General features: G+C 63.3%; 14 protein-coding genes. 11 read left to right on the top strand and 3 right to left on the bottom strand.

Annotated elements, in window-relative coordinates:
* Nucleotides 1–3: 3 nt before the first annotated feature.
* The 6 genes from hyfB to ACAD63_RS08590 are packed head-to-tail and all read left to right on the top strand — an operon-like array spanning nt 4 to nt 7,189.
* A complete protein-coding gene (gene hyfB, locus ACAD63_RS08615) occupies nt 4–2,031 on the top strand; it encodes a hydrogenase 4 subunit B (protein ID WP_135706936.1) in 2,028 nt (675 codons plus the stop codon).
* A 7-nt stretch (nt 2,032–2,038) separates the two neighbouring features.
* Nucleotides 2,039–2,986: a respiratory chain complex I subunit 1 family protein gene (locus ACAD63_RS08610; RefSeq protein WP_133092764.1), complete on the top strand. Its 948-nt coding sequence runs from the start codon at nt 2,039–2,041 to the stop codon at nt 2,984–2,986.
* 11 nt (nt 2,987–2,997) lie between these two features.
* Nucleotides 2,998–3,657, top strand: a complete 660-nt coding sequence (locus ACAD63_RS08605) for a formate hydrogenlyase (protein WP_434033771.1) — start codon at nt 2,998–3,000, stop codon at nt 3,655–3,657.
* A 28-nt stretch (nt 3,658–3,685) separates the two neighbouring features.
* Nucleotides 3,686–5,113, top strand: a complete 1,428-nt coding sequence (locus tag ACAD63_RS08600; protein WP_431189933.1) for a hydrogenase 4 subunit F — start codon at nt 3,686–3,688, stop codon at nt 5,111–5,113.
* A 4-nt stretch (nt 5,114–5,117) separates the two neighbouring features.
* Entirely contained in the window at nt 5,118–6,668 is a 1,551-nt protein-coding gene (locus ACAD63_RS08595) for an NADH-quinone oxidoreductase subunit C (protein WP_135706934.1), read from the top strand.
* On the top strand, nt 6,668–7,189 hold the full coding sequence (locus ACAD63_RS08590; protein WP_135706933.1) for an NADH-quinone oxidoreductase subunit B family protein: 522 nt from the start codon (nt 6,668–6,670) through the stop codon (nt 7,187–7,189). The genes ACAD63_RS08595 and ACAD63_RS08590 overlap by 1 nt, the downstream gene beginning before the upstream one ends.
* Before the next feature lie 62 nt (nt 7,190–7,251).
* Here the strand turns inward: ACAD63_RS08590 and ACAD63_RS08585 are convergent, their stop codons facing one another.
* Complete coding sequence (locus ACAD63_RS08585; RefSeq protein ID WP_133092759.1) at nt 7,252–7,461, bottom strand: ribbon-helix-helix protein, CopG family; 210 nt, start codon at nt 7,459–7,461, stop codon at nt 7,252–7,254.
* Between the two features lie 150 nt (nt 7,462–7,611).
* Here ACAD63_RS08585 and ACAD63_RS08580 point away from each other — a divergent pair, with 150 nt between their 5' ends.
* The 5 genes from ACAD63_RS08580 to ACAD63_RS08560 all read left to right on the top strand — a co-directional run bounded on the left by ACAD63_RS08580 (nt 7,612) and on the right by ACAD63_RS08560 (nt 10,613).
* On the top strand, nt 7,612–7,884 hold the full coding sequence (locus tag ACAD63_RS08580; protein WP_135706932.1) for an HPr family phosphocarrier protein: 273 nt from the start codon (nt 7,612–7,614) through the stop codon (nt 7,882–7,884).
* 13 nt (nt 7,885–7,897) lie between these two features.
* Nucleotides 7,898–8,728: a fused MFS/spermidine synthase gene (locus ACAD63_RS08575; protein WP_135706931.1), complete on the top strand. Its 831-nt coding sequence runs from the start codon at nt 7,898–7,900 to the stop codon at nt 8,726–8,728.
* A gap of 38 nt (nt 8,729–8,766) precedes the next feature.
* Nucleotides 8,767–9,927, top strand: a complete 1,161-nt coding sequence (locus ACAD63_RS08570; protein WP_135706930.1) for a DUF1275 domain-containing transporter — start codon at nt 8,767–8,769, stop codon at nt 9,925–9,927.
* Nucleotides 9,928–10,005: 78 nt separating this feature from the next.
* A complete protein-coding gene (locus ACAD63_RS08565; RefSeq protein ID WP_165971416.1) occupies nt 10,006–10,170 on the top strand; it encodes a hypothetical protein in 165 nt (54 codons plus the stop codon).
* Nucleotides 10,171–10,349: 179 nt separating this feature from the next.
* The gene (locus ACAD63_RS08560; RefSeq protein WP_243736753.1) at nt 10,350–10,613 is read left to right on the top strand and encodes a YkgJ family cysteine cluster protein; all 264 of its coding nucleotides are present in this window, start codon (nt 10,350–10,352) and stop codon (nt 10,611–10,613) included.
* Between the two features lie 272 nt (nt 10,614–10,885).
* On the opposite strand, the gene ACAD63_RS08555 is transcribed toward ACAD63_RS08560, so the two are convergent.
* Together ACAD63_RS08555 and ACAD63_RS08550 are read right to left on the bottom strand one after the other, a co-directional pair.
* Nucleotides 10,886–11,311 carry an amino acid-binding protein gene (locus ACAD63_RS08555; RefSeq protein ID WP_133092754.1) on the bottom strand — a complete coding sequence of 142 codons (426 nt, stop codon included), beginning with the start codon at nt 11,309–11,311 and terminating at the stop codon, nt 10,886–10,888.
* Between the two features lie 422 nt (nt 11,312–11,733).
* Entirely contained in the window at nt 11,734–12,828 is a 1,095-nt protein-coding gene (locus tag ACAD63_RS08550; RefSeq protein WP_135706929.1) for a branched-chain amino acid aminotransferase, read from the bottom strand.
* Nucleotides 12,829–12,871 lie beyond the last annotated feature (43 nt).

Here is a 12,871-nt window from a genome sequence, read left to right as displayed (position 1 = left end):
TCCATGAGCAGCGTGCCCCCACTCACGCAATGGCTCCATCTCGACTGGATGCTTGTTGTGGTTGGGGCCTGGCTGCTTGTCGCTGTGGCAGGGGTCCTGGCGCTGCATCGGTTTGACCTGGTATCCCACCTGCTATTCCCCATCGGGGGGCTGCTAGGGTTGGCGCTGTTCGGCTTGGCGCTCCACGCTGTGTTCGGCACGCCCGAGGTCGCCGTGCTGCCCATTGGCCTGCCCGCACTGCCGTTCCACGTCCGGCTCGACAGCCTGTCCGCCTACTTCCTGATGGTCATGGGGGGAGCGGCGGCCGGCATCTCGACGTTTGCGGCTGGCTACTTCCGCAAGGGGGAAGGCACGCCGCCGGGCCTGCTCTGCCTTGAGTACCACCTGTTCCTCGCCAGCATGGCCGTGGTGATCCTGGCAGACGACGCCTACTCATTCATGGTGATGTGGGAAACCATGGCGCTGTCATCGTTCTTCCTGGTGACGGCCAACCACCGGATCGCCGAAGTGCGCGCCGCCGGCCATCTCTACATCACGATGGCGCGCATCGGAGCGATCGCTATCCTGCTGTGCTTTGGCGTGCTACAGGCCAACACCGGCGACTATACGTTTGCCAACATGCGCGCCCAGGCGCTGACGCCGTTCTGGGCCTCCGTCGGTTTCCTGCTCGCCCTGTTTGGATTCGGCGCCAAGGCGGGCATCCTGCCGCTGCACGTCTGGCTGCCGGAGGCGCATCCGGCAGCGCCGTCGCCGGTGTCGGCAATGATGAGCGGTGTCATGCTCAACACTGCGATCTACGGCCTGTTGCGGGTGTCCTTCGACTTGTTGCAGATGCGTCTATGGTGGTGGGGCGTAGTGCTGCTGGCCGTTGGATTGGCCACCGCGCTGTTCGGCGTGGTTTTCGCCGCGGTACAGACCGACATGAAGCGGCTGCTGGCCTATTCGTCGATCGAGAACATGGGCCTGCTCTTTGTTGCCATGGGCCTGACACTGCTGTTTTCGGCCTACGGCATGAAGCCAATGGCCGCGCTGGCCCTGACTGCCGCGCTCTACCATGTCGCCAGCCATGCCTTCTTCAAAAGCCTGCTCTTTTTGGGAACCGGGAGCGTGCTGCATGCTACCGCCGAGAGAAGCCTTGGCAAGCTGGGCGGATTGATTCGCTATATGCCATGGGTGGGCTGGCTGACGCTGCTGGGCGTGCTGGCCAGCGCGGGGCTGCCCCCGCTCGGTGGCTTCGTCTCGGAGTGGCTGCTGCTGCAAAGCTTCCTGTTCACGCCTGGCCTCCCAGAGCCGATACTGACCATGCTGATCCCAGTGGTCGCCGCGCTGATCGCGCTGGTGGCGGCCCTTGCCGGCTACACCATGGTCAAGTTCTTCGGCGTGATCTTCCTCGGTCAGCCGCGTGAGCCCAAGTTGGCCCACGCGCACGACGCCGGGCGCGGGGAGCGCGCGGGCATGCTGTGGCTGGCGCTGGGTTGCATAGCGCTGGGCCTGCTCCCGACCCAATTCGTCCAGCTGATCGATCCGGTGACGCAGCAGTTAGTGGCGAGCGGACTCGGCGCCCGGGCCGCGGCCGGCGGCGGCTGGCTGCTGGCGCCTAACGGCCTGGCTCAGGCCAGCTATGGGCCGGTCATTTTCCTGTTAGGTATTCTGGCCAGTTTTGCGCTTGCCTATCTGCTGGTGCGCCGCTTCTACCACGGTCGGCTTCGCCGCAGTCCGCCCTGGGCCTGCGGCTTCCCATGGAGCACCGCGCGCATGCAGGACACTGCCGAGGGGTTTGGTCAGCCGATCCGCCAGATCTTCGAGCCGTTTTTCCTGATGCGTCGTGACCTGCCGACGCCATTCGACGAACAGCCGCGCTACCGGGTCACGGTTGCGGACCATTTCTGGCGCTGGCTGTATGTCCCCGTGATCGATCTGGCATCGTATCTGGCCCGCCTGATCGGCCGGATGCAGCAGGGACGGATTTCCGCTTACCTGCTGTACAGCTTCCTGACCCTGGCGGCCACGCTGCTGGCCGTGATGCGATGAGGGTTGCATGAACCTGACCGGGACCCTGTCACAGCTACTCGAGATCGTGATCTCGATCACGCTGGCGCCCTTGCTGACCGGCTGGGTCAATCAGTGGCGGGCCTGGCTGCAGAACAAATCGGCGCCCAGCGTCTGGCAGCCATATCGAATGCTGCACAAGCTGTTCAACAAGGAATCGGTGGTCGCGGACAATGCGTCGCCTCTGTTTCGCGCCACGCCTTATGTGGTGTTCGGATGCATGGCGCTGGCCTGCTCGATCGTCCCGACCGTGTCCACCGACTTGCCACTCGCGCCGGCCGCCGACGCGATCGCCCTGGTCGGGCTGTTCGCGCTGGCGCGGGTCTTCATCTCGCTGGCGGCGATGGACGTCGGCACTGCCTTCGGAACCTTGGGTGCGCGGCGAGAGATGCTGATCGGCTTCCTGGCGGAACCGGCGCTGCTGATGGTGCTGTTCTCCGCCTCGCTGGTCTCCAAGTCGACCTCGCTCACCACCATTGTCGAGACGATTGCTCACCGCGACCTGGCCATCTACCCCGGACTGGCGTTTGCCGGCGTTGCGTTCACCATGGTATCGCTGGCGGAGAACGCCCGTGTACCGGTCGACAACCCTGCCACCCACCTCGAGCTGACAATGATCCACGAGGCGCTGATCCTGGAATACTCGGGCCGGCATCTGGCGCTCCTCGAGTGGGCGGCAAGCCTGAAGCTGTTTGCCTATTCCTGCATCGGCCTGGCGCTGTTCTTTCCGTGGGGAATCGCTGAAGCGCAAGCCCCCTTGGCCATGCTGCTGGCGCTGCCCGTGCTGCTGTTCAAGCTCATCGTGGGTGGAATCCTGCTCGCGGCGCTGGAGACGGTGAGCGCCAAGATGCGCATCTTCCGCGTGCCGGAGTTCCTGGCCACTGCCTTTCTGCTGGCGGTGATCGGCATGCTGGTCCACTTGCTGTTGGCTCACTGACAAACAAGCTAATGACTGCGCTCCTCACCCAGTTCGTCAACCTGCTCGGCGCGGTGCTGCTGATCCTCGCCTTCGCCATGATCTCGCAGCGACGGGTCCTGTCGCTGATCCACTTGTTTACGCTGCAGGGTGCGACCCTGGCATTAGCCACCGCCGTCGTTGGCTACGTGACGGGCCAGCCGCACCTTTACCTGTCGGCCGGCCTGACCCTGGTACTCAAGGTGTTGCTCATCCCCTATCTGCTGCACCGCGTTATCGATCGTCTCCAGATCCGCTGGGACGTCGAGACGCTGATCAACATTCCCACCACCATGCTGATCGGCATCCTGGTGGTGATCTTCGCCTTCAATCTCACCATGCCAATCGCGCGGCTGTCGCTGAAGCTAGCCAGCGGCACGCTGGGCATTGCGCTGGCATGCGTGCTGTTGTCCTTCCTGATGATGATCACGCGCTCCAAGGCGGTGCCGCAGGTCATTGGCTTCCTGGCGATGGAGAACGGCCTCTTCTTTGCAGCCACCGCCGCGACATACGGCATGCCGATGGTGGTCGAGCTGGGCATCGCGCTGGATGTACTGATCGGCGTTCTGATCCTGGGCGTGTTCATGTTCCAGATCCGCGAGCAGTTCGACAGCCTGGACATCCGTCACCTTGAAAAGCTGAAGGAGGATTGAGTTGATTGCGCTGGCCCTGTTGCTTGCAATGCCGCTCGCCGGCGGGCTGGTGCTCGCGCTGACGGGACATCGCGAACGCGCACGCGACATCAATGTCGCCTTCAGCCTGGGCACATTCCTCGCCGCCTGCATGCTTACAGTGCGGATCGTCGCCGATGGCCCCATGCTGGCATGGGGCCGGGAGTTCTACATCGATCCCCTGAACGTCTTTCTCGTTGCGCTGACTGCGTTCGTGGGCCTGACGACCTCGATCTTCTCGCGGCCGTACATGCGGGTGGAGCACGACCACGGCAAGATGACGCCGCCGCGGTTGCGCCTGTACCACAGCATGTACCAGCTCTTCACCTTTACCATGCTGCTGGCGCTGACGACCAACAATATGGGCATCGTATGGGTTGCGATGGAGGCCGCCACGCTGACCACGGTGCTGCTGGTCAGCGTCTACCGCACCGCCGCCAGCCTCGAAGCGGCATGGAAGTACTTCATCCTGTGCGGGGTGGGGATTGCCCAGGCGCTGTTTGGCACGGTGCTGCTCTACATGGCCGCCGAGAAAGTCATCGGCGCGGAGGGGGGCGCGTTGCTGTGGACCAATCTGGACGCGGTCAAGCGCCAGCTCGATCCCAACATCATCACGCTGGCATTCGCCTTCCTGTTTATCGGCTATGGCACCAAGGTCGGCCTGGTCCCGCTGCATAACTGGCTGCCCGATGCCCACGCCGAGGGCCCGACCCCGGTGTCCGCCGTGCTCTCCGGCCTGCTGCTCAATGTGGCGCTCTATGCCGTGCTGCGCTGCAAGGTGCTGACCGATGCGGCACTGGGCAACCATCTCACCGGCCGCCTGATGATGGGGTTCGGCCTGGTATCGGTGGTCGCGGCGGTCTTCTTCCTGATCCGGCAGCGCGACATCAAACGCATGTTTGCATATTCGTCCATCGAGCACATGGGCATGATGACCTTCGCCTTCGGCATGGGCGGGCCGATCGCCAGCTACGCCGGCCTGCTGCACATGACGGTGCATTCGCTGGTCAAGTCCGCAATCTTCTTCGCTGTGGGCCACGCCGCGCAGAAAGCGGGCACGCAAATCATGGACGACATCCGCGGGCTGATCCGTGTCAGCCCCACCGTCGGCTGGGGCCTGATGGTAGGCGCACTCGCCATCCTGGGCATGCCGCCGTTTGGGGTCTTCGCCAGCGAGTTCCTGATCGTCACGACCGCCATGCGCGAGCAGCCGTGGGCCACGCCCTTCCTGCTGATTGCGCTCGGATTGGCATTCGCCGCGGTGTTCAGCCGGGTACAACCGATGGTGTTCGGTGACACCACGCTCAAGCCGCTGGCGCATCCGCCAGCGCTGATCCCAGTGTTCGTGCACCTCGCCTTGGGGCTGATGCTGGGCCTCTATATTCCGCCCTATCTCGACACCTGGTACCGGCAGGCAGCCGCAATGCTGGGGAGCTAGACCGATGACACTGTCAGATCTCAGCCTTGAGCTGGCGCGGCTGCCTGCGCCGCTGCCGGTCTGGCACGGCCAGGTCGGGCAAGACGACTGGTCTGCCACGGCCCGCGCGGTGGCGGATGCGGGTGGGCGCCTTGTTGGACTGTGGGGCGCCGACCGCAGCGCCATCGGCGGTACGTTGGCCGCATGCGTGGCGTATGCCATGCCGCGAGGACTGATATGGCTCGAATTGCGGCTTGATGGTGTCGCGCCCACCGTGCCGGATCTGAGCAGTGCATTCCCGTGCGCAGGCCGAATGCAGCGTGCCATGACCGACCTGGCGGGTATCGCCGTGCACGGCAGCCACGACGCCCGGCCCTGGCTGGACCACGGCCTGTGGTCGCCAGGGCCGCGACCGCTGCAAAACGGCGCGCAGCTGAGTGCGGCCACGGCCGGCAAACTGCCGGCCGACTATCCTTTCGTGCGTGTAGAGGGAGACGGGGTGCACGAGATCGCGGTCGGCCCGGTGCATGCCGGCATCATCGAACCCGGCCACTTCCGCTTTTCCGTGGTCGGAGAAAAGGTCCTGCGGCTGGAAGAACACCTGGGCTACACGCACAAGGGCATCGAGCGGCGGTTCACCGAACTGCCGCCGCTGGAGGGCTACCGTCTGGCCGGCCGGGTCTCGGGCGACTCCACCGTGGCCTACGCCTGGGGCTATTGCATGGCGCTCGAGTCTGCCTGGGACTGTGCGCCCCCGCCGCGCGCAAACTGGCTGCGTGCCCTGATGCTCGAGCGTGAGCGCGTGGCCAATCACCTGGGTGACCTGGGGGCGCTGGGCAACGACGCGGGGCTGGCCTTCGGATTGGCGCAATTCTCGCGCTTGCGCGAAGACTGGCAGCGGCTGTCCGGAGAGGCTTTCGGCCACCGGCTGATGATGGACGCCGTGGTACCGGGCGGCGTAGCGCAGGACTTGACGACAGCCATGCTTGAGCGCTTGCGGCAGCAGTGCAACCGCATTGAGCGGGAAGTGCGCGTGCTGCGCGCAGTGTACGACGAACATGCGGGCCTGCAGGACCGCTTTCTTGGGGCGGGCCGCGTCACGCCACAGCTTGCCGCCCAGCTTGGGCTGACGGGGCTGGCCGGACGTGCCAGCGGCCGAGCGGCAGACCTGCGCTGCGACCATGCCTGGCCGCCCTACGATAGCCTTGCCGTAAAAATGGCCGGACACCGCGGCGGCGATGTCGCCGCCCGTGTCGCGGTGCGATTCGATGAGGTGCTGGAGTCGCTGCGACTGATCCGTGCCATCTGTGCAGGCTTGCCGGATGGGGCCACGCGACTTGCGCTACAAGCGCCCGCCGGCGCCGCCATTGGGGCGGGATGGGTGGAGGGCTGGCGCGGCGAAGTCCTCGTCGCGCTCGAACTTGCCGATGACGGCCGCATCCTCCGCTGTCATTGCCACGACCCGTCGTGGCAGAACTGGCCGGTGCTTGAGCACGCCATCATCGGCAACATCGTGCCGGACTTTCCGCTGATCAACAAATCCTTCAACCTCAGCTATGCGGGGCACGACCTCTGATGTGGCAAATCCTCAAGCAAATCGCCCACACCGGCATCGTCACTGAGCCTGCGCCGCCCGGCGCGGGGGAGACTGCCTCTATCCAGCGCATCCACCGGGAACTGCTCGACATTCTCGGCCAGGCGCTGACGATCCGGCAGGTCGACGCAGGCTCGTGCAATGGCTGCGAGCTGGAGATCCACGCGCTCGGTAATCCTTACTACAACATCGAAGGCCTGGGCATCAAATTCGTCGCCAGCCCGCGCCACGCCGACATGCTGCTGGTGACCGGGCCCGTCTCGCGTCATATGGAGGAGGCGCTGCTGCGCACCTACGCGGCAACCCCGGAGCCGAAACTGGTGGTGGCGGTAGGCGACTGCGGTTGTACCGGCGGGATCTTCGGCGAGAGCTATGCGAGCTGCGGCCGTGTCGCCAACGTGATCCCGGTCGACGTAGCCGTGCCGGGCTGTCCGCCGCCGCCAATAGAGATCCTGCGCGGAATACTAAGCGCCGTTCGGCAGGCCGGTGCCACACGGCGCTAGCGATCCGGCCCTGGCATCAGCGGTGCGCACTTGAGCGTGGGCACCGGCCGGCTCCCGTCCTGCTACGCATCACCCACTTCCTTCGCCACTGACCTCGGCGCGCCGAGCGTCGGCCGGGTGGCGTAGTCCACCTCGTACCGCTGCAAATAGTCGCGAATCATCTGGCGAACGACTTGGGATGGCGTCTGGTCCTGGGCGGCGCAGAGTGCCTCAAAGGCCTTTTTTTTCTCCGGATCGATCAATACGGTCAGGCGGGCGGTCTTGGATTCCATGCGTCTAACAATGTCATCATATTATAATGGCATTATCATTATATACATCTCCAGGATGCGCCGGCATGCCATCGGCCCGGTGTGCAGGCTGGCAGGGGCGCGGTCCCGCGCAAACGAGTCTTGAGGGCACCTTTTTCTGATGAGGGCGCAGTGGTAGAAGTGACGATAGAAGTAACTGCCGGCAACGGATTTCAAGGCCGGAATTCTGCACGGTTGGCTTTCACGGCCAATCAGTTTGAGTGCAAGATCCTGCTCACCAGCGGCCCCTGGATCGCAAACGCCAAGAACGTTATGGAGGTCATGCGCCTGTCCGCTCAAGTGGGGACACACCTGGGCATCCAGGCGGACGGCGTGGACGAGGCCGCCGCTGTCGTCACTATCGCGGCATTGTTGAGGGGCGAGGCGCTCCCCAAGTCTCGCTAATGGAAACCGACAGATGCACGCCGACCGCTCCTCGTTCGAGGCTTATCTGAAATTCCTGGCCGAGGCGGCCAACGACGGTACGCCCCAGGTGTTGGAAACCCAGCACGCCCTGTCGCTGCATTTCGACGCGCTGGCCACCCAAAGCTTCATGTCGCGCAAGGATCCCGACAGGCTCGTGCTGGGTTATACCCGGACCATGATGGGATTCCTGCTGTTGCACCCAACGCCCGCCAGAATCTCGATGATCGGCCTGGGGGGCGGTTCACTGGCCAAATATTGCTACCGGCACCTACCCAATACCAGGATTGTGGCCATTGAGATCAATCCGGCGGTCATTGCCCTGCGCGACCAGTTCCACATCCCGCCGGATGACGAGCGACTCGAGGTAGTTTGCGCGGATGGCGCCGAATATGTCTCGAACCGGAATGCGCGACCGGACGTCATCCTGGTGGATGGCTTCCTGGCCGACGGCATGCCGGTGCAGCTTGGCACCGCGGACTTCTATGCCGACTGTCATGCACGCTTGACCGATACCGGGGTGCTGGTTGCGAATTTTCTCGAAAGCGATCCCGATATTCCGCTCTACCTGGAGGAAGTCAGCGCCTCGTTTGGTCAGTCGATATCGCTTTCCCTTTCCGAAGACAGTTGTAACTACACGCTGTTTGCCTGGAAAGGTGCGCACAAGCTGCCCTCCCTGAACGCGCTGACGGCGCGTGCGCGCATCCTGGAAACGGCGCATTCGCTGAACCTGACCGCGGCCGCTCGCCGCCTGAAGCACGGCGAGCGGCTTGCGTCGGATCGCGCCTTCTGGCCTAAGCTCGGAAGGTCGCAGACTCGGTATTGACACCGCCCCCCCGCGCACACCACCTTACCGACGCGACCATGCCAATCCTGTACCTGCGTAAGCTCACCGGGAAGGAGCGCAATCCCGGGATCAATCGGCAACTCGCCTGCTACCTGGCCTTCGTTGCCGGAGCGACCAACGCGGGAGGCTTCCTGGCCGTGCAGCAGTACACCTCTCACATGTCGGGGATCGTGTCCGCCATGGCCGACAACCTGGCGCTTGGCAGTTTCTGGCTGATGCTGGACGGCCTGGGGGCCATGCTGTCGTTTTTGGCGGGTGCCGCCTGCTCGGCGGTGCTGATAAACTGGGCTCGGCGCGAGCGGCTGCATAGCGAATACGCATTGCCGCTCATGTTGGAAGCTGCGCTGTTGGTGTGTTTTGGCCTGCTTGGCAGCAATCTCGAGCACCACGAATGGTTGTTTGTACCAGCAACGGTCATGGTGCTCTGTTTCATCATGGGCTTGCAAAATGCCATGATCACCAAGCTGTCGAACGCCGAGATCCGCACCACGCACGTGACCGGCATGGTCACCGACATCGGTATCGAACTGGGCAAGCTGTTCTATTGCAACCTGTCCAGAGCCGATTCGAGCAAGCCACTGGTGCTCGCCAATCGGCACAAGCTACAGGTACTTATCACCCTGGTCGCCTTATTCTTTGCCGGCGGCGTCATTGGCGCCTTGGGGTTCAAGCACGTCGGGTTCAGCGCCACGCTTGTCCTGGCAACCTTGCTGCTCGCCCTCGCGGCGGTTCCGGTGCTCGACGATGTGCGCCTGCACTTGTGGCGCCGGGACCTTCTGCCTCATTTGGCCGCACGTTCCCGGCGTTGGGCTCGGGCAGTCAAGGAAGATGTGCACGCGGTGTGGCTGGCCGCGCACGATCCCCGCACGCCGTGGTATGCGAAAGCGCTAGCCTTGCTGGTCGCAGCCTATGCCTTGTCGCCCATTGACCTGATTCCGGATTTCATTCCAGTGCTCGGCTATCTGGACGACGTGGTGCTGGTACCGCTCGGCTTGTTGCTGGCAATACGATGGATTCCTGCGGAAGTAATGCGCCAGCATCGCGTAGCCGCCGCAGAGGCCGCAAATCGCCCCGTCAGCCACGTTGCTGCGCTGGTGATCGTGATCCTCTGGGCCATTGCCGCGGTGTCGGCAATGATCTGGCTCGTGCAACATCTGCCCGGGCGGGGAAGCACCTGAAACGACGGCCCGATCAGGCGCAAAGTTGCGCAAACCTGAGCTGATGACACGGCTCAATGGCTTCGTAGAGAGTAAGACATGAGCGACGAACAGTATCACCGTGCCGTGGATCTGATCCACTTGCTCTACGCAGCGCTGGTCGGCCTGATGTCCCCCGGCGGAGGCGAGGAAGCTCGTGAGCTGGCCGAGAGCGCTATGCAAGAGGCGTCGGAATTCCTCGGATTACAGCCGGGGGAACGGTAGTTGAACTCGATTGCGGCGCACAGTTGGGTCGCACGTAGCGCGCAGCCTTCCGCTACCTCGGCTCGCTCCCGACCGACTGTCTGATACCTGCACCAATGAATAGTCAAAAGATCAGATTTCTTCGCTCGCGAATTCCCACCTTCGAGTGCACCCCTGGATGTCATGACTGTTGTGGGCCGGTGACCACCTCAACCGAAGAGATGTCGAGGCTTCCCGTTAAGAGCGATGCCGAGCACGAAACTGCGCTGGCAAACCTAAATTGCCCCCATCTGGATACCAAGGGGTGTAGCGTGTATTCGGAGCGCCCGTTGATTTGCCGCTTGTTTGGCACGACCCCAAGGCTTGCCTGCCCGAACGGAAATCGGCCGGAAAGAATGATCGATCCGGATATTGAAGAAGAAATTCAGCGCTTCTTTGTAGAGACACGCCACGTGCTGGTATGAGGCAAGAGGCACCGGCGGTAACAACAGGACGCAGGCAATTCTCTATCGTAAGGCCGCCTTGCGCAGCAGAGCCAACCCTGGCGGCCAGCAATGCCGGCGGTATCTGCGCCTAAAGGCTCGAGACCAATCAGGCGCTGGACGAGATCGGGCGGGAGTCTGGTCCGTCGCGTGGAGTGCATTCGCCGATTGACCCCGTGGCATTGCGCACATCAAGCAAACCGGAGCACGCGACGCGGCTCGATACCTATCGCGAGCGCGTCATGCGAGCTCCTTCAGACAACGGCTTTGAGGACGTCCGCTGCCAGGTCCGCCTCCGCCAGCGAGTCGACCGCCACGTAGGCGACAAATTGCGTACCGATTACCGCCGCTGAAAAACCACGGAGGTTGATCCTCGCTTCGGCAAGGTCCTCGGTCAAGGCAGCGGCAAGGCCCGGTATATTCTGGCCCATGACACGCACGCAATGCTGCTTTTGCGTGAGATTGAATCCGGCGATGGCCGCCGCCACCATTTCGCGCTCTCCCTGCAACGGTGTGACAAACACGACGCTTTCGCCAGGCCTGTCCGGACTGCGCCGGGCAATGATGAATTGCAGATCGGCCCCCACATCGCGCAAGGTCGTCAGGACCCCGGCTAGGCCACCCGGCTTGTCCGGTATGCTCGCCGCCCAAACTTCCACTTGTTCCACGAGCAGTTCCATCGTCGTTTCTCCTTGCTCCACCCGTTCGGCGCGAGAGGCCGCTCCCCGTATCGGCTCATCCAGCCGTGGCGCACCGTCCATTGGATGGGTGCTCAGCGAGAAGCCGTCGTCTTGCGGGCGAACGGCGAACGTGCCTGGCGTTAGCGGTAAACGTGAAGTGTAGTAAAGATAAAGATGCTCCGTCGAAGCGCCTGAGCAGAAGGTTCGATAAATCAATAAGTTAGAGCGTTTCCTTGGTGGGCAGGCGTACCAACAACACCCTTCGCGGTGGGCTTGCCGGCACGCAGGTCGCGCACCGGCCCCGGTATTTGTTGGAATTGACCGGACCGCCAAGGCGGGCGGGGATAGACGTCAAACCGAATCAACGCGGCGCGGACTGGCTTCCGATTCCGTGCGTGCCGCTGATGTCAGACACGCCGGTCTCAATCGACGTGATGGACCCATCCGAACGGGTCGGCGATCCTGCCGCGCTGGATGCCGGTCAGCAACGAACGGAGGCGTTGCGTGACTTCGCCTTCCCCACCATTGCCGATCGTGAATTCTCCACCAGCGTGGCGCACCTGCCCGATGGCGGTGACGACCGCGGCCGTGCCGCAGGCGAAGGTTTCCTTAACCCGGCCACTGGCTGCATCCGTGCGCCACGACTCGAAGTCATATGGTGCTTCGTTGACCGGAATACCCTCGTGCCCGGCCAGTTCGATGATCGAAGCGCGGGTAACGCCCGGCAGGATTGTCCCTGTCAACGGGGGCGTGCGCAGGGAGCCGTCATCCATCACGAAAAACACATTCATGCCCCCGAGCTCCTCGATCCAGCGGTGCTCCGCAGCATCAAGGAACACCACCTGGTCGCAGCCTTTGGCCGAGGCATCGGTCTGCGCGATCAGGCTGGCCGCGTAATTGCCGCCGCACTTGGCCGCGCCGGTGCCGCCAGGGGCCGCGCGGGTGTATTGATCCGAAACCCATACGGTCACCGCCGACTTGCCGGCCTTGAAATACGGGCCGACCGGGCACGCGATCACGCAGAATATATACTCGGCCGCCGCGCGCACACCGAGAAAACTCTCCGAGGCGAACATGAACGGGCGCAGGTAGAGGCTCCCCTCGCTTCCCGGAATCCAGGCGCGGTCAATATCGACGAGCGCTTCCACGGCTTGCAGGAATGTGGCCTCGGGCAGGTCGGCCATCGACATGCGGGCAGCGGAGGCGCGAAAACGCCTTGCGTTCTCCTCCGGTCGGAACAGGGAGATCTTGCCGTCCTCGCCACGGTATGCCTTCATGCCCTCGAAGATTTCCTGCGCGTAGTGCAGTACTGCGCAGGCGGGATCGATTTGGAAAGGACGGCGTGCTTCGACCTTGGCGTCATGCCAGCCGCGACCGTCGGTCCAACGGATCGTGACCATGTGATCTGTGAAAACGCGTCCGAAGGTCGGGTTTTCCAACCTGGCTGCGATCTCATCGGCGGGGGTGGGTTGGGGGTGAGGCTCTACAACGAATTGCAATTGATTTTCCGTGCTCATTTTTCAGTGTTCCAAGGATGTTGGGCCATATGGCCCTGGCCGA

Source organism: Cupriavidus sp. a3 (genome assembly GCF_051015765.1).
Taxonomy (GTDB): Bacteria; Pseudomonadota; Gammaproteobacteria; order Burkholderiales; family Burkholderiaceae; genus Cupriavidus; species Cupriavidus oxalaticus_A.
This window is presented reverse-complemented; position numbering and strand designations above follow the sequence as displayed.

Bases quoted from the DNA above. Each gene is read 5' to 3' on its own strand.
- ACAD63_RS08610 (WP_133092764.1), top strand. From the start codon at position 2,039: ATGAACCTGACCGGGACCCTGTCACAGCTACTCGAGATCGTGATCTCG.
- ACAD63_RS08550 (WP_135706929.1), bottom strand. From the start codon at position 12,828: ATGAGCACGGAAAATCAATTGCAATTCGTTGTAGAGCCTCACCCCCAA.
- ACAD63_RS08595 (WP_135706934.1), top strand. From the start codon at position 5,118: ATGACACTGTCAGATCTCAGCCTTGAGCTGGCGCGGCTGCCTGCGCCG.
- ACAD63_RS08605 (WP_434033771.1), top strand. From the start codon at position 2,998: ATGACTGCGCTCCTCACCCAGTTCGTCAACCTGCTCGGCGCGGTGCTG.
- ACAD63_RS08585 (WP_133092759.1), bottom strand. From the start codon at position 7,461: ATGGAATCCAAGACCGCCCGCCTGACCGTATTGATCGATCCGGAGAAA.
- ACAD63_RS08600 (WP_431189933.1), top strand. From the start codon at position 3,686: ATGCCGCTCGCCGGCGGGCTGGTGCTCGCGCTGACGGGACATCGCGAA.
- ACAD63_RS08555 (WP_133092754.1), bottom strand. From the start codon at position 11,311: ATGGAACTGCTCGTGGAACAAGTGGAAGTTTGGGCGGCGAGCATACCG.
- hyfB (WP_135706936.1), top strand. From the start codon at position 4: ATGAGCAGCGTGCCCCCACTCACGCAATGGCTCCATCTCGACTGGATG.
- ACAD63_RS08570 (WP_135706930.1), top strand. From the start codon at position 8,767: ATGCCAATCCTGTACCTGCGTAAGCTCACCGGGAAGGAGCGCAATCCC.
- ACAD63_RS08565 (WP_165971416.1), top strand. From the start codon at position 10,006: ATGAGCGACGAACAGTATCACCGTGCCGTGGATCTGATCCACTTGCTC.
- ACAD63_RS08575 (WP_135706931.1), top strand. From the start codon at position 7,898: ATGCACGCCGACCGCTCCTCGTTCGAGGCTTATCTGAAATTCCTGGCC.
- ACAD63_RS08590 (WP_135706933.1), top strand. From the start codon at position 6,668: ATGTGGCAAATCCTCAAGCAAATCGCCCACACCGGCATCGTCACTGAG.